Source organism: Pseudomonas sp. CYM-20-01 (genome assembly GCF_023169845.1).
Taxonomy (GTDB): Bacteria; Pseudomonadota; Gammaproteobacteria; order Pseudomonadales; family Pseudomonadaceae; genus Aquipseudomonas; species Aquipseudomonas azotoformans.
In genome coordinates, this window is sequence record NZ_AP025169.1 from 4,750,718 (window position 1) to 4,773,060 (window position 22,343).

Here is a 22,343-nt window from a genome sequence, read left to right on the forward strand (position 1 = left end):
ATGAAACGCTCACCGCTAGTCACTTTGCTTTCGAGTCTGGGGATTGCCGCGGGGATGATCCTGACAGCCGCACTGGTTGTCTGGATCGGCCGTACTGCGCTGGGTAGTTTCGAGGTCTTGCAGCAGACACTTGAATCCCTACAACCTCATCTGCGGTGGTGGCGCGTCCTGCTCTATGGCGGCTTCTTTGCGCTCTGGTGGGATCTGCTTCGGCGCTACCGACATCGACCACAGGATCGACTGCGCATGAAGCGCATCGGAGCATTAGGGCTCGTGTTCTTTACCTGCGTCGAACTCACCCGACTGTGAGGTCACCACCATGCTCATGAGCACCAACAGCTACCTGGAGTTTTACCTCTCTCTGCTGGCCTGGATCATCAACAACGGCCTCTGGAGCGTCCTGTCCGACACCGGACTGTTCGCCGCGCCCTTTGGCGCAATCATTTTGCAAGAGTGGTTGTCGGCCCGTCAGCAAGGCGCGGATGAAGGAAACAAGGGACTGCTCTCGGTGCCGCGAATCGAAAACCGGCTGTGGCTGGCCTACGTCGTCGTCTTGTTTGGCTGCGCGCCGGTCTTTCCGCTGAGCCTCGCCTCAATGGCGTTCGATGATGCGGCGAGCCAGCGCTGCGGCGTGAGTGTGGCCCAACCGACGGAAACCGCCTGGGGGACGACCTTCAATACTATCGGCGAACGCTCCGCCAACGTGCCAATCTGGTGGTTTCTGGTGCATGCTTCGAGCAAAGGGGTAACCGCCGCGGCCACCGCCTCCATCCCCTGCGCACCAGATATCCGGCAGATGCGCATGGAGATCGACAGTTCGCGCATCGACAGCCAGGTATTGCTGCAAGAAGTCGCCGACTTCACCCGCGACTGCTATGGCTATTCCCGTTCTCGGTTGTTCACCAACCGTCCGCAGTTGAACAAGGCACAAAGTCATGACGCCTCCTGGATCGGCTCAAGCTATTTGCTCGACACGCCCGGCTACTACGACACGGATCGTTCACGCACACCGCGAATCAGTTGGCCGTATGACGAAAGCCGCGATGTTTCCTTGCCGCGGCTGGAGAATGGCGCGGGCTACCCCACTTGCAAGCAGTGGTGGAGCGACAGCGGTGTTGGCTTGCGCGAGCGATTGATCCAGCAGGTTGATCCTTCGCTGCTGACTCAGCTGAAAGGTTGGCTGACTGGCCGCTCGAGCAATGAGATCGAGGATGCCACCCTGCGCGAACTGGTCAGTCCGCGCCAGCAATCGATGTCCATGTCGCCCGGACAGGTGTACCAGGACTATGGTTCCAGCGCTCGTGGCGGTTCGATCAATCAGGGGCTTAATAACCTGGCCACCAATACCGGATTGGCCCTCGGCTCCTTCAGCAACTTCCCGGCGATGAATGCGCTGCGCGCCGCTCTGCCAATGGTGCAGGCCTTCCTCATCATGGGCGTCATCATCAGCTTACCGCTGATTCTGTTGGTCAGTACCTACCAGTTGAGGACCGTCATGACGGTGACGTTCGCGCTGTTCACCTTACACATGTTGAGCTTCTGGTGGGAACTGGCTCGCTGGGTCGACTCCAGCATGCTCGACACCTTGTACAATCAGGTTTCGGCTTCCAATCAGGTGCTGTTGTCGCTGCCTACGTCCGGGTTTATGGATGGAACCGTCACGGCGCAGGTGATCGAGTATGTGATGGGGGCGATGTTCTTGGTGCTGCCTGGACTGTTTTTAGCCGCCATGAGCTGGGCTGGCTACTCAATCGGCAACAGCCTTGAGGGGATGCTAGGTGGTGCAAGCAAAGCCGCGCATGGTGCAGCGGGCAAAGGAACAGATCAGTTGATGGGTGCTACGAAGAAACTTATCTGACGTCATCGGATGATTTGAAATGACCTATGTAGTGGCCATTATCATCGTAGTTGCAAAGATAAGAGTTAGCCCCAAGATAGTCAGGACCTGGATCGTCTTCTTCAAGAAGATCCGTGTCGATGACAGCCTTGAACGGCAGAAGGGCAATCACAGCGATCAACACCACAACAGAAGCGACCAGCCAGAAACCGATAAAGAGCAGCCATCCAACCAATGCCAACTTGGCAGTCAGAAAACTCCCGCGAACAAGAAATTTACCTCCGGGCACACCTGCCGTTTCCGCACGCTCAACCACGCGGGATTCAAACGTTTTCAACCTACGGTAACCACGCTTCACCGACATACCACAGGCGTACGCCCAGCGGTGGGCACGTGAACTCCGAACAGGTTGTTGAGTCGGCATGGCCTCGCCCTCTTCTGAGCGTTTTCATGGTTGAGACAAGAGTAACAGCCTACTACTGAAAACGGCCCGTGCCTGACCGCTTATCAGTTTTTCCGGCCGAAAAATCTTCATTGGAAGCCAGAAGACAAACCCCGTGAAACATCGTCCCTACAGTGATTGACCCAGATAAATCGTCCAGCTAAATACAAGGTACGGATCGCTATTCTCGACAGCATTTCCCAGGTAGCCAGAACCTTCAAGGCTACGTCACTTCGGTGATGGTTCTCCCAAGTGCGATTAGCGTTCGGAGGCTCGCACAGTGACCGTGTTTCTACGGTGATGAACGCCTACTGCTCTTATGAGCGCCTTTCGAGCTCTGCTCGTGAGGCAAGCCCTCTTGATTTTCTTCAACCCACTGCGGGGAAATCTTTCTCCGCACGGGACAGGTTTCTTCGCGTTTTCAACGGAGAAATACCATGCCCGACTCACTTACACCGGAAACACTGAACACTTTTCGGCTACCCATCGTGTTCACCCATGACGCGTGGCAGCGCTCAGTAATGCTCGAGCAATCCGATCACACTGAGGAGCTGCAGGTCGATCGGTTGAGCAACGTATTGCGCGCAGCCTTCGAGACCCATGTGGCCTCTCCACACGAGCCCTATTTACTGTTCGAGGTAGTCCACGCTGAACCAACCGATCACTTAGACCACGACCCGTTGCTGCAATTGAGTCTCAGCCTAATCCAAGAACCGGATCAGCCTGCCGCCTTGCTGATAGCGCTTGCAGGAGAACACCAGCGCTAAGCGCAATGGGCGGCGCCCACCTCCACATTCGGACGGCATGCAAGACCTGCATCAATCCAACCCATCACCCAAACGGGGCCCCCTCCCCGACGGGCAAGGTGTTCCTCCGTTTTTCTCTCGAGGAAATTGCCATGCGCGATATCTACCAAGACGTGACAGACAAGATCGTTACCGCGTTAGACCAAGGCGTTGTTCCCTGGATCAAACCCTGGTCCTCAAGTGGCACAGTTGATATCGGTCATCAACCCTACCCCATCAATGCCATCACGCGGCGTCCCTATTCGGGGATCAATTTACCGTTGCTCTGGGCCGAGGCCAGGTTGCAGGGGTTCACTCAAGATCGTTGGCTGACTTTTAATCAAGCCAAAAAAGCTGGCGGGCACATTCGTAAGGGTGAGCACAGCACTCTGGCGGTGCTCTACAAGCAGATGGAGCGCGAGGAACAGACCGAGTCAGGCCAACCCGTACTCGATGAAAGCGATCAACCCAAGGTCGCTCACTTCGGTATTCTCAGGACGCATTTTCTGTTCAATATCGAGCAAACGGAGGGGCTCGAAATGTTCAATCAAACCCTGCTCGAAACGGAACCGACCGATCCCTTCCAGGCCAACAGCGTTGCGGAAAATCTGCTGTTAAGTTCAGGTTCACGCATCGTTCATCGGCCTGTCGATGAAGCCTTTTACCACCCGATCAGGGATCTCATCCAACTGCCGACAAAAGCGCAATTCCACGATGAAGGTGGGTACTACGCCACCGCACTTCACGAGCTGACGCACTGGACAGGGCATCATTCTCGGTTGCAGCGCGAAGGCGTGACGTCATCCTGTCCGTTCGGCTCGCCAGGCTACGCGTTTGAGGAGTTGATTGCCGAGATGGGTGCTGCGTTTTTATGTGCTTACGCCGGCATTCAGGGAGAGCTGAGGCACGAGGGCTATATCGATTCCTGGCTCGGCCTGCTCAAGGCTGACAAACGCTCGATCTTTCGCGCCAGTGGTCATGCCCGAAGCGCCTCGGAGTATGTACTCAACCTGGAGCAGCAACTGAAGCAGGTGGTAATGGATGACTCACGATGCATGATCGATAGAGCTTAATCGTTACCTCTCCGCTGCAATCGCTTCACAGGGCCCAACGCGAGTTGGGCCTTTTTGTGGCACCCAGAAAAAACCATGCCGCGGGCTCTGATGCAAAGAGTCAGGGATGAGCACACACTCGCAGCCTGTCATTCCGCATCCAGGTTCTGCGCCAGAAAATCCACCAGCTCGAGCGGACTTCGGCTATCGATTACCTTGTAGATCAGATCACGCTTACTGCGCGGCAACTTCTTGACCACGCTCTTCGCCGAGGCCCGGACGGCTTCATCGGTCCCATGGATACGTGCCGCGAGCAGCAACACGAGTGTGGCGTCAGTGAGGTTCATGGCAAGACCCAAAAAATAGGCACCGCAGTGTACCGACTCTTGTCTTTGCCATACTAGCCCCAACAAAACGACGCCTAGCAGTATCCATATTCCGATTGCCGCGCAAAGGGACACGAGCCAAAAGGACGGTAAGGGTTGGAAAGGAAAGGGGGATCAAGGGTAAGAGCCCTATCCGAAAAGGCTAAAAGGCCACCGACCAGCCACTTCCCGGAGGTCACGATGCTCAGTCTGTTTCGCCACAAAAGGCAGAAGCCCCCTCCGCCACCGACCGTCAACGTCGCGGAGGGTTACCTGCCCATTGAGTCGGATCACAGCTTGTTAGCTGCGGAGCACCGCAGTCAGTTGCTCGATCGCATCTGGCAGTACACCGCCCTGTCCAATCCGCAGTTCAGCCAGCTCTATTTAAATCCTATCCATCGCTACGCCGAGTTGGTCCAGCAGCTCCCGGCCAGCGAGAGCCACCACCATGCGTACCTCGGCGGCATGCTCGACCATGGACTGGAACTGGTCGCCTGTAGTCTGAAACTGCGTCAGTCGTATCTGCTTCCCACTGGCGCCGCGCCCGAAGACCAGACGGCCCAGACCGACGCGTGGTCGGCTGGCATCGCCTATGGCGCCCTGCTCCATGACATCGGCAAGATCGCCGTGGACCTGCTGGTCGAACGCCAGGATGGCCGTGTTTGGCATCCTTGGCAGGGTGCCCTGGATCAGCCCTACCGTTTTCGTTACCTCAAGGGTCGTGACTACCACCTACACGGTGCCGCCGCCGGCTTACTCTACACCCAGATTCTCGACCGCCCGATCTTGGACTGGCTCAGTGGATTCCCTCAACTCTGGGCCAGCCTTCTGTATGTCCTGGCCGGTCAGTACGAACGTGCTGGCGTGCTCGGCGAGTTGGTCATTCAGGCCGACCGCGTCTCCACCGCGCAGAACATCGGCGGCAACCCGAGCAAGGCGCTGCGAGCGCCGATTCATTCGCTGCAACACCAATTGATCAGCGGACTGCGTCATCTGGTTCAGCACGAGCTGAAACTCAACCAGCCGGGTGCCGCGGGCTGGTTGACTCAGGAAGCGCTGTGGCTAGTCAGCAAGGCGGTCACCGATAAGCTGCGAGCTTATTTGCTGTCGCAATCAATTGAGGGCATTCCCTCCTCCAACATCGCGGTGTTCGACGAACTGCAATCGCATGGGTTGGTCGAGTCTACTCCGGAAGGCAAAGCTATCTGGACCGCCCTTGTCGCACAGGGAAACTGGCAGCAGACCTTCACCTTTCTGCGCCTTCAACCGGCGTTGATTTGGGGGAGCGAGGAACGCCCCGAAGCTTTCAGCGGAACCGTGAGCTTGGTCGTCGAGGACAATTCGTCTGCCGCTCCACTCTCGCCAGCAGTACCCAAGGCTGTCAGTACAGGATCGCGTCAAAGCTGTTCGTTGGCAGATCCTAGGGCGATAGAAGACGCTGACTATCTCGACACGTTGTCGGATATGTTCAAGCTGGAAGAGCCTGAGGTTAGCGACGCATCGTCAGCTGGCACCCTCGAAATCTCAAATCCTTCATCGGACAACCCTGGCCAGGCATTCCTGAATTGGGTCAAGGAAAGCATCCTGAGCCACAAGCTGATCATCAACGACAGCAAAGCAAAGGTGCATATAGTGACGGGCGCTGTGTTTCTCGTGACACCAGGTATTTTTCAAAGCTATGTTCAGGAGTTTCCTGGGATCTCACAGGGCGCCTGCCAAGAAAATGAAGAATGGCGTTGGGTGCAGAAGCAATTCGAAAAACTGAAGATCCATAAGAAGCGTGACAACGGCTTAAACATCTGGGTATGCAATGTGCTAGGGCCCAGGAAGAAATCGACTTTGAAGGCGTACCTGATAGAGGACCCCAAGCTATTATTTGAACTTATACCACTCGATAATCCGTTTCTTAAGATCGAAAGAGATTAACTTTCAACGGCCCCGCAGGTAGGAATCGAAACTCAAGTTGATTCTGAAGTGCACACTCGCCGCTTTACCGCTCTGTTACTCATCCCGAGGCAATCGCCGTCTTTTCGTCAACGGCCCCCTGGGACTAACGCAGCCCTTCGCAACAGGCTACAATCGGCCGACTCTGTGTAAAAATGTTTTCGACCAGTAATAGCGAGCTGAGTCGTGCCAAATAACTTGTTCCCACCCCAATTTCAGGTCTTCCAACTGACCGCAACACCGGCTGATTTCACGTAGCAACACAGACTTCAAAACGACACCTGCGTTTTTACACGGCCTGGGCCAGAAGCAGACGTTCGGAAATTGGGTCTCTTCCCGTGTTTCCCTATCCCTGTACGCGCTAGCCTCAATGCTTTTTTATCCAGTAGTTCCTTGTCGAAAGCGCCTATCGGTCAAGCAATTCGGGTTACCCAGGGACACCGTTTACAGGCAGTCTGAGAGTGCATTATCGCTTTTAGTGAAAGGTGGGGTTGCAGGCACTCCGACGTTAGGGTTGGAGTGCCTGCAAAAAAAGGCTGACATTTATACTGCTTGTATTGCCATCGCTGCTGAAGAAGGCAGGCGCTCTTTCGGAATCATGGGTTTTCTTGTCATCGACAGGATCACCAGCGCCCCTGTAACAAGCAACCCACCTGCAATGCCGAATGCCCAGTTATATCTACCGGTTGCGCTGATCACATAGCCGGTAACTACTGGCGCCAACATGCCGAAGATGTTCCCTCCCACCACCACAAATGCCATCGCTCTACCGACATCGCCTGAGCTTGGGAGCATGTCATTGAGTAGTGTGAAATTCAGTGATGTGGTCGATGCGATACCGGCCAGTGTGAGCGAAAAAATCACTACGAGGTGGGTTATGCCTTCAGCAAAAGGGATAAGCAGGATGCAGCTAGCAATCATCATCGTCAGGGCGATTACGTTTCGGCGTTTACCGGACGCTGCACCACTGCCTTTCTTCAGGTATTGATCGCTCAATTTGCCAATACCGACGCAAAGGACTACGGCCACTGCGTAAGGAATGGCGGTAAATAGGCCGCTTTTGGCAATCGTCAAATGACGTGCGTCTTGCAGGTAGCTCGGCAGCCAAGTCAAAAACAGATATTGGGTGTAGACATTGCAACCCTGAGCCAGGGCCAAGCCCCAAAGCGTCGGAGTCTTGAGCAACTTTTTGAGGCCGTAGGTTGTGGAGTCGACGTCCTTGCTGCCGGTGGCTGTGCGAGTCTCAATGATCAGATCGCGCTCCTTTTCGCTGAGCCAGGAAACCTGTTCCGGCTTGCCGTAAAAGAAGTACCACGCAAGTAGCCACACAAAACCGATGCTGCCAGCAATCAGAAACGATATGCGCCAGCCGAAAGCCGCGACGAGTGCTGCCAGCACCAGCGAGCAAATAGCTGGGCCGGCGTACGAGCCGCTGTTGAAAATAGCAGTGATCGTTCCGCGTTCGGTACTAGGTATCCACTCGCGTATAACTTTGGCGCCTACGGGGTTGCTCACTGACTCACCTGCGCCCATTACCAATCGAGCAGTCAGCAGGCTGGCAAAGCTTGATGCTGCGCCAGTAAGCGCGGTTGCCAAAGACCAGATGAAAATACCCAGGCCACCTACACGCTTGACTCCAAATTTGTCGATCAGCAGGCCGACAGGGATCAGGAACAAGGCATAGCTCCAGATAAAGGATGAGAACAGGTAACCCATCCCCACCGATGTCAGGTGAAATTCCTCAGCGATGGGTTTGGCTGCAATGGAAAGCGCGATGCGATCCATGTAGTTGATCATTGCCAATGAAAATAGGAAGACGGCTATCCAGCCTCTGCGGTACGACATGTAATCACCATTATTTTGATTGTGGTGGTGGCGCTCGGTCGATGCGGTGGCTGGTTAGGTGGTGTTCGGGCGGACACATCAGCCAATGCTCGCGTTGCTTAATTAAAGAATGTACTTTGTAGCGATACAAATCAATCTGTGATTTTCGATTATTGCATGAACCCGACGACTAGCTGGATGCAGTCGTTTGGCAAAATTCAGGCAAGGGGCAACGAGCGCGACCTGTAAGGCCGCGCTTGGGTTGAAATGAGGGAGGCGGGAGGATTATTCGAACAACGCGGGATCTACTTTTTTACGTCGGGCCTGCTCCAGATGCTTGCGCATCTGGTCTGCTGCCGCCAATCGATCCCCGCGTTCCAGGCAGTCGAGGATAGCGAGATGTTCTTCCGCCTGGCCTTTGCGCGGGGCTCGTGTACTGGCTTGACGGTACTCCACCAGCCGACGTAATTGGTCGAGGCGCCTGACAGTTTGCTGTAGGAAACGATTGCCGGAGCACGCCGCTAAGGTCTCGTGAAACAGGGAGTTTGCCTCAAACAGCTCTTGAGGAGTCATGGTCAGATAACCGCCGTTGGCGATGAACTCCTGCTGCTTGCGGCAGCTAGCAAGCGTCTCACGGTCAATCTGAAAGGTCGGTGAGAGTAGTCCTGAGGGCTCGATGGTGGCGCGGAACGAATAGCTTTCTTCGTACGCTTCCACAGAGTCAATCATGGGCAAAAGCCGCCATCCTTGACCTGCACGTTGTTCAATCCATCCTTCCTGTTGGATGCGTGAGAGAACCGCTCTTAGCGCTGCCCGAGACACATCAAACTGACGCATAAACTCAATCTCGGTGAACAGCTCTGGGAGCTGCCTGCTAAGACGTAGTTCGGCAAATTTCAGATAGAGCGGGTCGTCACTGCTCTCCATGACTTCCGAGACGAGATCGCCCAATTCGTCGCTAGAGCGGGCCAGAAAAAAGCCACGATTGCGGTCGTATGTGAGCATGCCCTTTTCGACCAAATGGCCCATAGCAAACTTGACCGGTGTACGTGAGACGTTGAGCGTTGCGGCCAACTGTGACTCGACCAAGTGGTGTCCAATATCAAAGCGCTCACGACGCACGAGAGAAACAATGTCACGCGCAATGCGTGCTTGCAGAGGGCTTAAAGGCATTAGATCGAGAACCGAATAGAGCTGACCATGGAATCACCATTCTAGCGTGTCGGCAAGCTTAACGGCAGAGACCAGTTTTCTTATCTCTGCCGTGACTTCGACTGCTTGAAAGCCTGTTTTATCGCACTTGGTAAAGTGGGAACGCACCAAACAGAAGGCCGCCTACCAACAGGCCAAAGCTCGCCAAAATGGCCCATTTAAGAGCGAAGCGTTGATGGTCTCCGAGATCCACCTTGGCCAAGGCAACGAGCAGGTAGAGTGAGGGAACCAGTGGGCTGAGCAGGTGCACTGGCTGACCGACCACGGAAGCGCGTGCAATTTCCAACGGGGTTATCCCGTATTGTGCTGCGGTTTGCGCAATCACTGGCAGGATGCCGAAGTAGAACGCATCGTTAGACATGAAGAATGTAAACGGCAAGCTGACGAGGGCGGTAAATACAGCCAGGAACGGGCCAAAGCTTGGTGGAATTACATGCAGCAAGCTCTTGGCCATGGAGTCCACCATGCCGGTTCCCGAAAGGATCCCTGTGAATATACCCGCTGCGAAAATGACAGCTGTAACTGCCAGCACGTTTGTTGCGTGAGCGGCAATACGGACTTTTTGCTGCTCGATGTTCGGGTAATTGAGCATAATGGCGATAGCGAAGCCGACCATGAACAGGATCTGGATAGGCATGGCGCCAATGATCAAGCAAGTGATCAGGCCTAGCGTCAGGATCAGGTTTGGCCAGAACATTTTCGGACGGCGGTTCTCATCACATTCCTCTGCTGATCCGTTGCCCAGAGACATGGAGCCATGGTGGAAGTCATCCAGGTGAAGGATGCCAAGGCGTGCTCGTTCTTTGCGCCCAATCACTACGGCGGTCAGGATCAGGCAGGCGGCACCCAGCAACATGCCAGGAATCATGGGCACGAAAATCTCCATCGCGTCCACGTGCAGTGCCGCAGCAGCGCGAGCGGTTGGCCCCCCCCAAGGAGAGATGTTCATGATGCCGCTGGCAATGTTTACCAGGCATGTCATGCCCAATACGCTCATTCCCAGTCGCTGGTACAGCGGCAAGAAGGCAGCACAGGCAATCATGTACGTAGTCGAACTATCACCATCCAGCGATACAAGCATCGTCAGAATGGCTGTCCCTACCGAGACCTTAAGCGGGTCACCTTTCACCACTTTCAGGATGAAGCGTACAAGGCCGTCAAACAGCCCGGCGTCAATCATGATCCCGAAGTAGAGAATCGAGAAGGTCAGCATCACGCCGGTGGGGGCAAGCGTTTTGACACCGTCGAGCATCATGGTGCCGAGACCTGCGTAGTGGCCTCCAATCAACGCGAAAATGATCGGTATCAAGATCAATGCGATGAGCGCGGATAGGCGCTTCGTCATGATCAGGTACATGAAACAGATGACCATTGAAAAGCCAAGAACTGTTAGCACGGTCGAACTCCCATTTTTCTTAGACGTAAATGGCTCTCGTCAGCCGTATGGCTGGGATAGCGCCATGGCTTTCAGATCGAGACTGGCTCGATACAAATGGGAGTGAAGGTGGAGCTGGGGCATGTGAGCTTGATCATGGTGGGCCTCGATTTTCTTATGTTTATTTTTTCTACCGTACCTGACTGGGCGCTACGTCGGAGGAGCGAGTGTGCACAGTAGAAATCGTTGGTTGGGTACGTCCGATCTCTTGGTTGAGATGAATCGGATGAATCAACATTGACCTATATCGTGACAAAGTGCAATATGACCCTCACAAAAACATTGTCCGTACAGCCTGTGAGGATTAGCCAATGCCTATGTCAAAGGGTCGAACCGTTACCGCAAACGGAATCGAGTACCGTGTCAGTGATATCCGTGGGGTTGTAACTGACCTGGGCGGTGATTACGCGAAGCTGCCTTACAGCTTGCGAATCCTTGCCGAAAACGTTTTGCGTGGTGAGGCTGATCCAGAGGCCGCACTGAAAGTGATCTGTGCCCGCTCTAAAGAGTTCGACATCCCATTCCGTCCAGCTCGGGTTGTGCTGCAGGATCTGCTCGGTACGCCGGCGCTGGTCGACCTCGCTGGTCTGCGTGATGCCGTCGCAGCAAAAGGCGGCGACCCACGCTTGGTCAACCCAGTTACTCCAACTCATCTGGTGGTTGATCATTCGCTCAACGTTGAGCGTTGGGGTGATGCCAGTGCACTTGCTGACAACGAAGCCATCGAGCGTGAGCGCAATGCAGAGCGCTTCCAGTTCTTGGACTGGTGCAACAAGGCATTCAGCAATCTTTCGATCATTCCGTCGGGCAAAGGCATCCTTCACCAGATCAACCTGGAGCGCCTGACTACTGTTGTCGGTACTCAGCGTCGCGACGGTGAGCTGTGGGCATTCCCCGATACGCTGGTAGGTACCGATAGCCACACCACCATGATCAATGCCATTGGCGTACTGGGTTGGGGTGTAGGTGGTATCGAAGCTGAAGCGGCAATGCTGGGTAAATCCCTCATGCTGCGTCTGCCGGAAATCGTTGGTGTTCGCCTGGAAGGCACGCTACCTCAGGGCTACCTGGCAACTGACATCGCGCTGGCTCTGACCGAGCTGCTGCGTAAAGCCGGTGTGATTGGTTCGTTTCTGGAGTTCTTCGGCCCTGGCGTTCCGCAGCTATCGCTGGCAGATCGTGGAACACTGTCGAACATGGCACCGGAGTTCGGTGCTACAGCAGCGATGTTTGCCATTGATGATCGCACCTTGCACTACCTGCGCATGACCGGTCGTGGAGGTCAGATTTCTGGTCTGACGGAAGCCTATGCTCGGGCGCAAGGCTTGTGGCACGACAGCCTGTCTGAGGTTGAATACAACCGCGTTGTAACGCTCGATCTTAGTACTGTTGCCCGTTCGATTGCTGGCCCAAAACAACCGCACCAGCGCATCGTACTGGGCCAGAAGGCGCCTGCGACCAACCTGCCTACCGGTCTAGATAACGGATCCGTCGTTTTGGCTGCAATCACCAGTTGCACCAACACCTCTAACCCGCGCGGCGTAATTGCGGCAGGTCTGGTTGCACGCAATGCCCGTAAGCGTGGCTTGAAACGAGCACCATGGGTCAAGACCTCCTTCGCACCAGGATCTATGGTCGTATCGGATTATCTTGAGCGCTCCGGACTGAATGAAGACCTGGATGCCTTGGGTTTCAATCTCGTCGGGTACGGCTGCACTACCTGCAACGGTATGTCCGGCCCACTGCTGAGCACCGAAATCGAAGACGAAATTCGTGCTCGCAAGCTGGAAACTGTAGCCGCGACATCGGGTAACCGTAACTTTGAGGGCCGGGTTCACCCACTGGCGCGTGAAGTTTTCATCATGTCGCCACCGTTGATCGTTGCATATGCTATTGCCGGTACATACCTGATCGACCCAGAAAAGGATGCATTGGGTCTCGATGACAATGGTATGCCGGTTTATCTGCACGAGCTCTGGCCGAGCGATGACGAGCTGACTCAAATCGAGGCAGATAATTTGACTGCCGATTTGTTCGACAAGGCGTACGAGGATATTCCGCGTGAGGCCGGCCTGATCGCCAGCGATCTGCGCGCAGGTGTCAGCGATCAGTATGCATGGCAGGCGAGCAGTACCTACATTCGCAAACCTCCGTATTGGAGCGATGCGGTGACGGCGACGGATACCCGTAAAGATCTCAGCAACATGCGCGTACTCGCCATGCTGTCCGACAACATCACCACCGACCATATCTCTCCGTCTGGTGCGATTCTTCCGGAAAGTGATGCCGGCCAGTACCTGCAGTCCCATGGCATCGCAGTACCGGACTTCAACTCCTACGGTACGCGTCGTGGCAACCATGAAGCGGCGCAGCGCGCGACCTTCGCTAGCCCTCGGCTGAAAAACGAACTACTTGAAGATGGCCGTGAAGGCCCATGGACGCTGCTGCTCCCGGAAAAAGAAGTGACGACCATCTTCCAGGCCGCTGAGATCTACGCCGAGCGCAAGCAGTCGCTGATAGTTGTCGCTGGCAAGGAATATGGCAGTGGCTCTTCACGCGATTGGGCTGCGAAAGGCCCCCGTCTGCTGGGCGTTCGTGTAGTCGTAGCGGAAAGCTTCGAGCGCATCCACCGCACCAACCTGGCCGGTCTCGGGATCCTTCCTCTGCAGTTTGAGCAGGGTGTTTCGCGCCAGAGTCTTGGTCTAAACGGACGTGAAACCTTCAGTGTTGAAGGCATCACTGATGACTTCCAACCGGGGGCGAAAGTCACTCTGGTGATCGAACGTGAGAACGGTGAAGCCGAGCGCGTCACAGTCGTGAGCCGTCTGGATACCTTCGAAGACGTCCGCTACTTCCGCAGCGGTGGTCTGCTGCCACAGCTTCTTATCGAAAGCATGAAGAGCGCATCCGTTAACTGATGCACCGCTTATTCGTTGGAGTAAATTTGTAATGACCCAAAGACGTATTCCTGCTGTTTACATGCGTGGCGGTTCGAGCAAAGGTGTGTTCTTCCTTGACGAGAGCCTGCCACCAGCAGGCGCCGAGCGTGATGCGATCCTGCTTCGTGTGATTGGCAGCCCCGACGTGTACGGCAAACAGATCGATGGTATGGGTGGCGCAACTTCCAGCACCAGCAAGGTGGTGGTTATTGGCAAATCCACACGGGAGGACTGCGATGTGGATTACCTGTTCGGTGCTCCGGCTATCGAGACTCCTGTAATTGACTGGTCGGGTAACTGCGGAAACTTGAGCTCGGCGGTCGGCCCATATGCGATTTCCGAAGGTCTGGTGGATGCACCTCGCGACGGTATTGCAGTCATCCGGATCTGGCAGGCCAATATTCAGAAGCGAATCATTGCCCATGTTCCCATGCGTAATGGCGAGGTTCAGGAGGAAGGTGACTTTGTACTCGACGGAGTAGCCTTTCCTGCAGCTGAAGTCGTCCTGGAGTTTCTGAACCCAGGCGGTTCAGATGGCAGCATTCTGCCGACAGGAAATGCCGTGGATGAGTTGGATATCCCAGGCATCGGGAATCTGCCAGTGACCCTGCTCAATGCTGGTAACCCAACCATCTTCATCGATGCAGATAAGGTGGGTCTTAAGGGCACCGAAACTCAAGACCAGGTAAATGGTGATGCTCAGCTGCTTGCACGGCTTGAAACCATTCGTGCCCACTGCACAGTAGCCATGGGATTGGCTGAGACGGCGGAAGAAGCCACGCGATTGCGTCCTCACACTCCAAAGCTTTGCATGGTTGCCAAGCCTCAAGCCTACCAGGCCGCTGGTGGCAAACAGGTGAAGCCAGACGATATCGACGTGATCGCGCGGATTCTCTCAATGGGCAAGCTTCATCACGCGATCACTGGTACCGGAGCCGTGGCTGTTGCTGTCGCGGCGGCGCTTGATGGGACGCTTGTCAATCGCATTGTTGGTGATATCGGTGACCGCCAGGTACGCATGGGCCACACCGCAGGCAGCGTCGCCGTGGGGGCGAAAACAGCCTTGGAGGACGGAGCTTGGGTGGTTGAAAAAGCTGTCATGAGCCGTAGTGCTCGTCGGCTGATGGAAGGCTGGGTACGTATCCCCGAAGTCATCTGATTTGCCACTGTGATGCCGAGCTCAGCTCGGCATCACGCATTTGAATTCGATAATAAAAACAAAAGAGATCCATCTCATGAACTCTTCCGAATTCCCAGGTTACCTCATGCAACGCCGCCGATTCGTTCAGCTCTCTGCCATTGCGGCAGGTGGGATCGTGGCAGGCCTCTTCAACATTCCTGCAAGCGCAGCTTCTTCGAGTGATGACAACAAAATGGCGAACAATAAAGCCGCTCAGGCTCCCCGGTTTGCATACGTCGGATCCAGGACAACCAAAGAGCGAAATGCTCGCGGCGTAGGTATAACAGTTTATCGATACGATCCAGAGACTGGGGCGTGCGCACTGGTTCAAACGCTTGATGACTTGGTGAACCCGTCGTTTCTAGCCTTTGACAACTCCCAAACTCATCTCTACTGCGTTCATGGCGATCAGAGTGAAGTCACCTCTTTCGCTATTGATACAAACACTGGCGTGCTGACCAAACTCAATTCCGTCAGTACTCAAGGTAAGAATCCCGTTCATCTCAGCGTTGATCCCACCAATAAATTTCTGGCTGTTGCTAATTACGCGACAGGCAGCTTCGCCTTATTTCCTATCAAGGATGATGGAAGCCTGGGTGACTTATCCCATGCCGAATCGCTTCCGGGTGAAGCAGGCCCTCATAAGGTCGAACAAGGTAGCAGTCACCCCCACATGATTCCGTTTGATCCTTCAGGGCGGTACGTGGTCGTTCCTGATAAGGGCCTTGATGCGATCTTCGTTTATCGCGTCCGAAACAATAACGCGAAACTTGAAGCAACTCAGGTCAGCATGATCAAAGCGAGAGAAGGTTCAGGCCCACGCCATATTGTCTTCGCTCCAGACGCCCGTCATGCGTATGTCGTAAATGAACTCGACAGCAGTGTCACGGGTTACGCCTACGAGGCAGATCAAGGGGCGCTTACGCCGAAGCAAATTCTTTCCACCTTGCCGTCGTCCTTCACTGGTAACAGCCGAGCTGCGGCCATCGTCCTGGCTCCGTCAGGCAAGCACCTATATGTCTCGAACCGTGGGCACGATAGCGTGGCCACCTTTGTAATCAATGAAGGTGGAGAGTTTATTGCAAAAGGACACACGCCCTCACAAGGCCGTAAGCCGCGCTTCATGAATCTGACCCCAGATGGCACTCGCCTGTTTGTTGCCAACGAGGAGACCGACAATATTGTCGCTTTCGACGTAGACAGAAACACCGGGAGCCTGAGTGCAAATGGCCAGATGATTAAGACCGGCAGCCCGGTTTGCATGATATTTAAAACGACCTGACAGGCTGATTAGCCTCGGGCTGGAGTACCTACCTTGATCGAACTCTTGAATTCGCCAACGTTCTGGTTGGCCGTGGCGCAAATCATCGCCATCGATATTTTGCTCGGAGGCGACAATGCTGTAGTCATTGCATTGGCGTGCCGCAAGCTCCCGAAAGCTCAACGCAATCGCGCCATTATTGGCGGTGCAGCAGGCGCCATCTTGCTTCGCATTGTGATGATTTTCTTTGCACTGCAATTGTTGGAGTTGCCTTACCTCAAGCTCATCGGTGCGGCGCTGCTGTTTTGGATCGCTATCAAGATGCTGATTCCCGAGAAGGAGGATGCGCATGACAACCTTGCGGCCAGTCCACGGCTGTGGGGAGCAATCAAAACGATCATCGTCGCTGATGCCGTCATGAGCTTGGATAACGTCGTTGCGGTCGCGGGGGCCTCCGATGGAAGCCTGGAGTTGGTGATTTTTGGCATCGTCATCAGCATCCCTATCATCATCTGGGGCAGCAAGCTGGTGCTTCATTTCATGGATCGATTTCCAATGGTCATTACGCTCGGAGCAGCATTGCTTGGGTGGATCGCTGGCAGCATGGCTGTCGGTGATATCAGCCTGCCAAGCCTCCTGTCCTGGTCGCATTACGCTGCTGGGACTGTCGGTGCGGTACTGGTCTTGATTGTTGGGTTACTTTTGAAGAGGCGTCAGCAAGCTGACTGCGGTCTGTCTCCAGAGCCTGAGAGAGGTGAACAGTCATGACTTTCGATATTGCTGCTGTATGCGGTGAGTTAGCTCCAAGCGGTGAGCTGCGGGTGGCCATCAATTTAGGCAATCCTGTCCTGGCCCAACGTGATGAAACCACCGGCAACTTGGGTGGCGTCTCCGTTGCGCTCGCTAATGCACTGGCTCACGAGTTGGGCATCGCTGCCAAGCTAACTCCATATGATGCTGCTGGAAAAGTATTTGCTGCCTTGGAGGACGGACTCTGGGACTTGGCGTTTTTGGCCATCGAGCCGGTGCGCGCGGAGAAGATCGCCTTCTCAAGTCCTTATGTGAGCATCGATGGCACCTACCTCGTCCGCATGGATAGTCCGTTCCATAAAGCCTCTGACCTGGATGGGCAAGGCCACAGGATTTCGGTAGGCCGTGGTGCCGCTTACGATCTGTATCTCTCACGTACCCTGAGGCATGCACAGCTTGTTAGAGGGGAGACATCAGCGAGTGCTGTTGATCTCTTCCTTGAGCAGGGGCTGGAGGCGGCAGCTGGGGTTCGACAACCGTTGGAGCGATTCGCCAGCTCCACCCCAGGAGTAAGAGTGCTGGCAGATAATTTTACGGAAATTCGCCAGGCGATAGCTGTCCCGAAGGCAAGGAAAATCGCGGCCAAATTCATCGAGAGTTTTCTCAGCCATTTTGTGAGGGATGGCTTTGTAGCCCAAGCGTTGGTTGAGAGCGGTCAAAGTGACGCCCGTGTTGTACTACCGAATTTACCAACTTCTCCTATTTAAGACCGCTCCTTCGCCTGCAATTGCGGGCCATCCAAGTAATACTTTTCATCCGTTACTCGGATATGCAGGGCGACTGTCGTCCTCATTACTTCAAGGTAAGCAGAAAATGGCAAAGGCTTCGGACATCGTTGTTCAGTGTTTGGAAAGTGAAGGCGTCGAGTACGTTTTTGGTATCCCTGGTGAAGAGAATCTCGATCTTCTCGAATCGCTCCGTCGCTCCAAAATCAAGCTCGTGCTGACTCGCCATGAACAGTCAGCGGGCTTCATGGCGGCAACCTACGGACGTTTGACTGGCAAGACTGGAGTGAGCCTGTCGACTCTAGGCCCTGGTGCAACAAACCTCGTTACTGCCGGCGCCTACGCTTACCTTGGCGGCATGCCCATGCTGATGATCACCGGTCAAAAACCAATCAAGAAATCCAAACAAGGTCGTTTCCAGATTCTGGATGTGGTCGGCATGATGCAGCCGTTGACCAAGTACACCCATCAGTTGGCCTCGGCTGACAACATCCCATCCCGTGTACGCGAAGCTTTCCGCTTGGCGGAGGAAGAGAAGCCCGGGGCCGTGCATCTCGAACTGCCGGAAGATATTGCCGCCGAGCAAACCGACAGCCTGCCGATTCCACCAAGCCTGCATCGACGTCCGCTCGCCGAGCACAAGGCCATTGAGGCCGCTGTCGAAAAATTGCAGTCAGCTCGTAGCCCGATCCTGGTGATCGGTGCCGGCGCAAATCGCAAGATGACTGCCAAGGTGCTCAAACAGCTGATCGACAAGACTGGTATCCCGTTCGTTACCACACAGATGGGCAAAGGGGTTGTCGACGAGCGTCACCCACGCTTCCTTGGAAACGCTGCACTGTCATCTGGCGATTTCGTGCACCGCGCGGTAGAAGCAGCAGACCTGATCGTGAACGTAGGCCATGACGTTATCGAGAAGCCACCGTTCTTCATGGTTCGCGGCGGTACTGAAGTCATCCACATCAATTTCCGGTCAGCCGAAGTTGACCCGGTGTACTTTCCACAGGTCGAAGTGATTGGCGACATCGCCAACGCTATTTGGCAAATCGGCGAAGCTCTTGATGAAACCTCACATTGGGATTTCACGCGGATGATGACAATCCGCGAGGCCAATGAGGCACAGATTGCCGAAGGTGCTGACGACGACCGCTTCCCAGTCTACCCGCAGCGATTGGTGGCTGACATTCGCCTTGTTCTGCCCTCGAAGGGCATCGTTGCTCTGGACAACGGCATCTACAAAATATGGTTTGCTCGCAACTACAAAGCCCATAAGCCCAACACTGTGCTGCTCGACAATGCGCTCGCAACCATGGGGGCTGGTCTTCCGTCGGCTATGGCTGCTCATCTGGTCTACCCTGATCGACCCGTTATCTCGGTGTGTGGTGACGGCGGCTTCATGATGAATAGCCAGGAGCTGGAGACTGCGGTTCGCCTGAAGATGAACCTCACTGTGGTGATCCTGCGTGACGATGGCTACGGCATGATCCGCTGGAAGCAATCCAACATGGGCTTTGCCGACTATGGCTTGGACTACGGCAACCCCGACTTTGTGCAGTATGCAGAAGCCTATGGTGCTGAAGGTCACTGTGTAGAAAGTGCTGACGGTCTGCGCCCATTGCTCGAGCAATGCATCAATACGCCTGGGGTGCATGTGATCGACTGTCCTGTCGATTACTCCGAGAACGACCGCATTCTCAATTCAGAATTGCGCGAGCGCAGCTTGTCCATCTGAGCCTTGGAAGCATCAGCCTACCTAGGTGGGCTGATCATCTGACACTTTCCCTCAGTCATTAGGAGATCCCCTTGAGCGCGACGAAACCACAGTGGGGCAGTTTTCTATACACCCTTGCACTTGGGGGCGTTGGGGGCGTGCTTGCTACCTATGCCCACTGGCCCTTGCCATGGATGATTGGCTCATTGGTAATGGTTTTGTTGGGTCAATGCTTCACTCCTCTGAATCTTCAGCCGTTGCCAGGAGGCCGTAAAACAGGTCAGTGGATCGTTGGTATCGGGATTGGTCTTCACTTCAATGCGTACGTGATGGAGCAGATAGCCCTCAATATTTTTCCCATTTTGGTGGGCGCGCTGATTACATCAGCAGTGAGTGGTGTGGGTGTTTGGTTCATGCGCAAAGGAGGGGAGGACAAGGCGACTGCGTTCTTCTCATCTATGGCTGGCGGTTCCGCTGAAATGGTCAATTTGGGCCAGCGCAACGGGGCGAAATTGAGCCATGTTGCGGCTGCCCAGACACTGCGGGTCGTGATGGTGGTGCTGACTGTGCCGGCGGTGTTCAAACTGCTCGTCAGTAACACGAATCTTGAGCACACCTCCTTACCAGTCGACTGGTATTGGTTAGGACCCGTGTTTGTCATAGGTGGAGTAGCGGCTTGGCTACTTCAACACTTTCGCCAGCCCAACCCGTGGTTATTCGGGCCGTTGTTGGTCACCGCTGGGGCGAGCACCTGGTTTGATTTGCACATAGGCTTACCGTTCGGAGCAAGCCAGTTAGGTCAGCTTTTGATCGGAAGCAGCTTGGGGTGTTTCTTCGAGCGGTCATTCTTCCGCTATGCCCCTGCGTTTCTTGCTAGGAGCTTTATCTCGACCTGCGCGATGGTCATAACCGCCTCGGTGGCGGCTGCTGGAATAGGATGGATTGTCGACGGTGACATCAGATCCTTTACGTTGGGGATGATGCCAGGTGGTATCGCGGAAATGAGCCTGACGGCTGAAACACTGCATTTAGCTGTACCGTTGGTAACGGCGATGCAAACTCTGAGGATACTGCTCGTTCTCTTTCTCGCGGAACCTATTTATCGGAGATGGCTTAAGCGAGAAAAGTGAGAGAGTCTAATCGTTGTATCGGAGGGCTGTGGTCAAAGGCGCCTCGCCAATAGGCATCTTGCATGTAGTGTAGTGGTCTAATGAAACCGGACACCCATATAGGCGAGAATGCTCACCAGATAGAGGTGTCTGATGACCAAGCAACGTCGTTCCTTTTCCGCTGAATTCAAACGCGAGGCCGCAGCTCTCGTGCTCGATCAAGGCGATAGCTATATCGAGGCCTGCCGCTCGCTCGGGGTGGTCGAATCCGCGTTGCGTCGCTGAATTAATCAACTCCAGCAGGAGCGCAGTGGTGTTACTCAGCAGACAAAAGCGCTCACGCCCGAGAAGCAGAATATCCAGGAGTTGGAAGCCCGGATCGCTCGTCTTGAGCGGGAGAAATTCATTTTAAAAAATCCTACCGCGCTCTTGATTTCGGAGGAGCACGAGCACACGCGCTGATTGATCAACTGAGCACCCAAGAGCCAGTTGATTGGCTTTGTGTGGTCTTTGATATCACTCGTTCGTGCTACTACGCCCACCGCCTCAGATGTCGAACTCCGGACGTTGAGCGACTTCGGTTACGCAGTCGAGTCAATGAGTTGTTCACACAAAGTCGGAGCGCCGCCGGCAGCCGCAGCATCGTGTCGATGATGCAGGAAGATGTTGAGCAAATCGGACGGTTCAAAGTGCGTGGTCTGATGCGGGAGCTGGCGTTAGTCAGCAAACAACCTGGATCACATGCTTACAAACAAGCGACGGTTGAGCGGCCGGATATTCCGAACATCTTGAATCGAGAGTTTGAAGTGCCGGCACCCAACCAAGTCTGGTGTGGCGATATCACCTACACCTGGGACCAAGGGAAATGGCATTACCTGGCTGTCGTGCTGGATCTCTACGCGCGCCGAGTTGTGGGTTGGGCGCTGTCGAGCAAACCGGACGCGGACTTGGTGATCAAGGCAATGAATATGGCTTACGAGCAGCGTGGCCGGCTTCAAGGACTGCTGTTTCACTCGGATCAGAGCTCGCAATATGGCAGTCGCCAGTTTCGCCAACGGCTCTGGCGTTACAGCCTGCGCCAAAGCATGAGCCGTCGTCGAAACTGTTGGGATAATGCGCCGATGGAGCGTGTGTTTCGCAGTTTGAAAACTGAATGGATACCGAGCGTGGGCTACATGACGGCTCAAGAGGCGAACCGAGACATCAGTCATTACCTGATGCATCGGTACAACTGGACTGGACCGCACCAGTTCAACGATGGGCTGTCCCCGGCTCAGGCCGAGAAAAAACTTAACGTCGTGTCCGGGATTAGTTGACCAGTTCACAGCGGCGCTTCCAAATTTTCCAGCATGAACGACTTGGCCCGCCTTAACCGTGCGCTATCAATACGCTCCAAGTGCGGACTGCGTTGCAAATGCGAATGTGGCTGATTGAGCAACATCGTTGAAATCAACATGTCGCTCACCCTGTTGTAAAGGCTATCCGGCGCCCCCCCCTGCTTGTTCAAATACGCTTGAATTGGCAAGTGTGTGCAAAATTGGTTCGATCGCCCGCCAGGCAACACCTTCGGTAGTCAGTTCACTGGAAAAACAAATTTGCCTGGGTGGAAGGTCGCCTGCCAGCTGCCCCCAAGGGTGCTCCAAATCTGAGCGTTTGATGCACACGATATGGCATCATTATCGGGGCTTGTAACAAACTGGAAGCGGAGAAAT

At 54.8% G+C, this 22,343-nt stretch carries 17 protein-coding genes and 1 pseudogene; 13 read left to right on the plus strand and 5 right to left on the minus strand.

Features of this window, described 5'->3' with window-relative positions:
- Entirely contained in the window at window positions 1-309 is a 309-nt protein-coding gene (locus M2497_RS21350) for a hypothetical protein (protein WP_248483004.1), read from the plus strand.
- Window positions 310-319: 10 nt separating this feature from the next.
- The gene (locus tag M2497_RS21355) at window positions 320-1,858 is read left to right on the plus strand and encodes a conjugal transfer protein TraG N-terminal domain-containing protein (RefSeq protein WP_248483006.1); all 1,539 of its coding nucleotides are present in this window, start codon (window positions 320-322) and stop codon (window positions 1,856-1,858) included.
- Here M2497_RS21355 and M2497_RS21360 read toward each other — a convergent pair.
- A complete protein-coding gene (locus tag M2497_RS21360; protein ID WP_248483008.1) occupies window positions 1,851-2,261 on the minus strand; it encodes a DUF3742 family protein in 411 nt (136 codons plus the stop codon). The genes M2497_RS21355 and M2497_RS21360 overlap by 8 nt on opposite strands.
- A 455-nt stretch (window positions 2,262-2,716) precedes the next feature.
- Between M2497_RS21360 and M2497_RS21365 the strand changes: the two genes are divergently transcribed.
- Together M2497_RS21365 and M2497_RS21370 are read left to right on the plus strand one after the other, a co-directional pair.
- Entirely contained in the window at window positions 2,717-3,046 is a 330-nt protein-coding gene (locus M2497_RS21365) for a hypothetical protein (RefSeq protein WP_248483010.1), read from the plus strand.
- A 131-nt stretch (window positions 3,047-3,177) separates the two neighbouring features.
- Window positions 3,178-4,137 (plus strand): zincin-like metallopeptidase domain-containing protein, encoded by a 960-nt coding sequence (locus M2497_RS21370; RefSeq protein WP_248483012.1) that lies wholly within the window; start codon window positions 3,178-3,180, stop codon window positions 4,135-4,137.
- A 128-nt stretch (window positions 4,138-4,265) separates the two neighbouring features.
- Here M2497_RS21370 and M2497_RS21375 read toward each other — a convergent pair whose 3' ends face one another.
- A complete protein-coding gene (locus tag M2497_RS21375; RefSeq protein WP_007901093.1) occupies window positions 4,266-4,463 on the minus strand; it encodes a hypothetical protein in 198 nt (65 codons plus the stop codon).
- 219 nt (window positions 4,464-4,682) lie between these two features.
- Between M2497_RS21375 and mobH the strand changes: the two genes are divergently transcribed.
- Window positions 4,683-6,407: a MobH family relaxase gene (gene mobH / locus M2497_RS21380; RefSeq protein WP_248483014.1), complete on the plus strand. Its 1,725-nt coding sequence runs from the start codon at window positions 4,683-4,685 to the stop codon at window positions 6,405-6,407.
- Window positions 6,408-6,968: 561 nt separating this feature from the next.
- On the opposite strand, the gene M2497_RS21385 is transcribed toward mobH, so the two are convergent.
- The 3 genes from M2497_RS21385 to M2497_RS21395 form a co-directional block, all read right to left on the minus strand.
- Window positions 6,969-8,270, minus strand: coding sequence for an MFS transporter (locus M2497_RS21385; protein WP_282578437.1), 1,302 nt, complete (start codon window positions 8,268-8,270; stop codon window positions 6,969-6,971).
- Window positions 8,271-8,534: 264 nt separating this feature from the next.
- Window positions 8,535-9,422, minus strand: coding sequence for a GntR family transcriptional regulator (locus M2497_RS21390; RefSeq protein WP_248483018.1), 888 nt, complete (start codon window positions 9,420-9,422; stop codon window positions 8,535-8,537).
- 118 nt (window positions 9,423-9,540) lie between these two features.
- Entirely contained in the window at window positions 9,541-10,857 is a 1,317-nt protein-coding gene (locus M2497_RS21395; RefSeq protein WP_248483020.1) for a CitMHS family transporter, read from the minus strand.
- 350 nt (window positions 10,858-11,207) lie between these two features.
- On the opposite strand from M2497_RS21395, the gene M2497_RS21400 reads away from it, so the two are divergent.
- The 8 genes and pseudogenes from M2497_RS21400 to M2497_RS21435 all read left to right on the plus strand — a co-directional run bounded on the left by M2497_RS21400 (window position 11,208) and on the right by M2497_RS21435 (window position 21,947).
- Window positions 11,208-13,814, plus strand: coding sequence for an aconitate hydratase (locus tag M2497_RS21400; RefSeq protein WP_248483022.1), 2,607 nt, complete (start codon window positions 11,208-11,210; stop codon window positions 13,812-13,814).
- A 31-nt stretch (window positions 13,815-13,845) separates the two neighbouring features.
- Window positions 13,846-14,994, plus strand: coding sequence for a 2-methylaconitate cis-trans isomerase PrpF (gene prpF, locus M2497_RS21405; protein ID WP_248483024.1), 1,149 nt, complete (start codon window positions 13,846-13,848; stop codon window positions 14,992-14,994).
- A 76-nt stretch (window positions 14,995-15,070) separates the two neighbouring features.
- Entirely contained in the window at window positions 15,071-16,297 is a 1,227-nt protein-coding gene (locus M2497_RS21410; protein ID WP_248483026.1) for a lactonase family protein, read from the plus strand.
- Window positions 16,298-16,330: 33 nt separating this feature from the next.
- Window positions 16,331-17,044, plus strand: a complete 714-nt coding sequence (locus tag M2497_RS21415; RefSeq protein ID WP_248483028.1) for a TerC family protein — start codon at window positions 16,331-16,333, stop codon at window positions 17,042-17,044.
- Window positions 17,041-17,793 carry a transporter substrate-binding domain-containing protein gene (locus tag M2497_RS21420; RefSeq protein ID WP_248483030.1) on the plus strand — a complete coding sequence of 251 codons (753 nt, stop codon included), beginning with the start codon at window positions 17,041-17,043 and terminating at the stop codon, window positions 17,791-17,793. The genes M2497_RS21415 and M2497_RS21420 overlap by 4 nt, the downstream gene beginning before the upstream one ends.
- Window positions 17,794-17,899: 106 nt before the next feature.
- A complete protein-coding gene (locus M2497_RS21425; RefSeq protein ID WP_248483032.1) occupies window positions 17,900-19,543 on the plus strand; it encodes an acetolactate synthase large subunit in 1,644 nt (547 codons plus the stop codon).
- Between the two features lie 71 nt (window positions 19,544-19,614).
- Window positions 19,615-20,652 (plus strand): AbrB family transcriptional regulator, encoded by a 1,038-nt coding sequence (locus M2497_RS21430; protein ID WP_248483034.1) that lies wholly within the window; start codon window positions 19,615-19,617, stop codon window positions 20,650-20,652.
- A gap of 132 nt (window positions 20,653-20,784) precedes the next feature.
- Window positions 20,785-21,947, plus strand: a pseudogene (locus M2497_RS21435) (IS3 family transposase).
- Window positions 21,948-22,343 lie beyond the last annotated feature (396 nt).

Bases quoted from the DNA above. Each gene is read 5' to 3' on its own strand.
- prpF (WP_248483024.1), top strand. From the start codon at position 13,846: ATGACCCAAAGACGTATTCCTGCTGTTTACATGCGTGGCGGTTCGAGC.
- M2497_RS21375 (WP_007901093.1), bottom strand. From the start codon at position 4,463: ATGAACCTCACTGACGCCACACTCGTGTTGCTGCTCGCGGCACGTATC.
- M2497_RS21420 (WP_248483030.1), top strand. From the start codon at position 17,041: ATGACTTTCGATATTGCTGCTGTATGCGGTGAGTTAGCTCCAAGCGGT.
- M2497_RS21400 (WP_248483022.1), top strand. From the start codon at position 11,208: ATGCCTATGTCAAAGGGTCGAACCGTTACCGCAAACGGAATCGAGTAC.
- M2497_RS21425 (WP_248483032.1), top strand. From the start codon at position 17,900: ATGGCAAAGGCTTCGGACATCGTTGTTCAGTGTTTGGAAAGTGAAGGC.
- M2497_RS21385 (WP_282578437.1), bottom strand. From the start codon at position 8,270: ATGTCGTACCGCAGAGGCTGGATAGCCGTCTTCCTATTTTCATTGGCA.
- M2497_RS21360 (WP_248483008.1), bottom strand. From the start codon at position 2,261: ATGCCGACTCAACAACCTGTTCGGAGTTCACGTGCCCACCGCTGGGCG.
- M2497_RS21410 (WP_248483026.1), top strand. From the start codon at position 15,071: ATGAACTCTTCCGAATTCCCAGGTTACCTCATGCAACGCCGCCGATTC.
- M2497_RS21350 (WP_248483004.1), top strand. From the start codon at position 1: ATGAAACGCTCACCGCTAGTCACTTTGCTTTCGAGTCTGGGGATTGCC.
- M2497_RS21370 (WP_248483012.1), top strand. From the start codon at position 3,178: ATGCGCGATATCTACCAAGACGTGACAGACAAGATCGTTACCGCGTTA.
- mobH (WP_248483014.1), top strand. From the start codon at position 4,683: ATGCTCAGTCTGTTTCGCCACAAAAGGCAGAAGCCCCCTCCGCCACCG.
- M2497_RS21355 (WP_248483006.1), top strand. From the start codon at position 320: ATGCTCATGAGCACCAACAGCTACCTGGAGTTTTACCTCTCTCTGCTG.
- M2497_RS21390 (WP_248483018.1), bottom strand. From the start codon at position 9,422: ATGCCTTTAAGCCCTCTGCAAGCACGCATTGCGCGTGACATTGTTTCT.
- M2497_RS21365 (WP_248483010.1), top strand. From the start codon at position 2,717: ATGCCCGACTCACTTACACCGGAAACACTGAACACTTTTCGGCTACCC.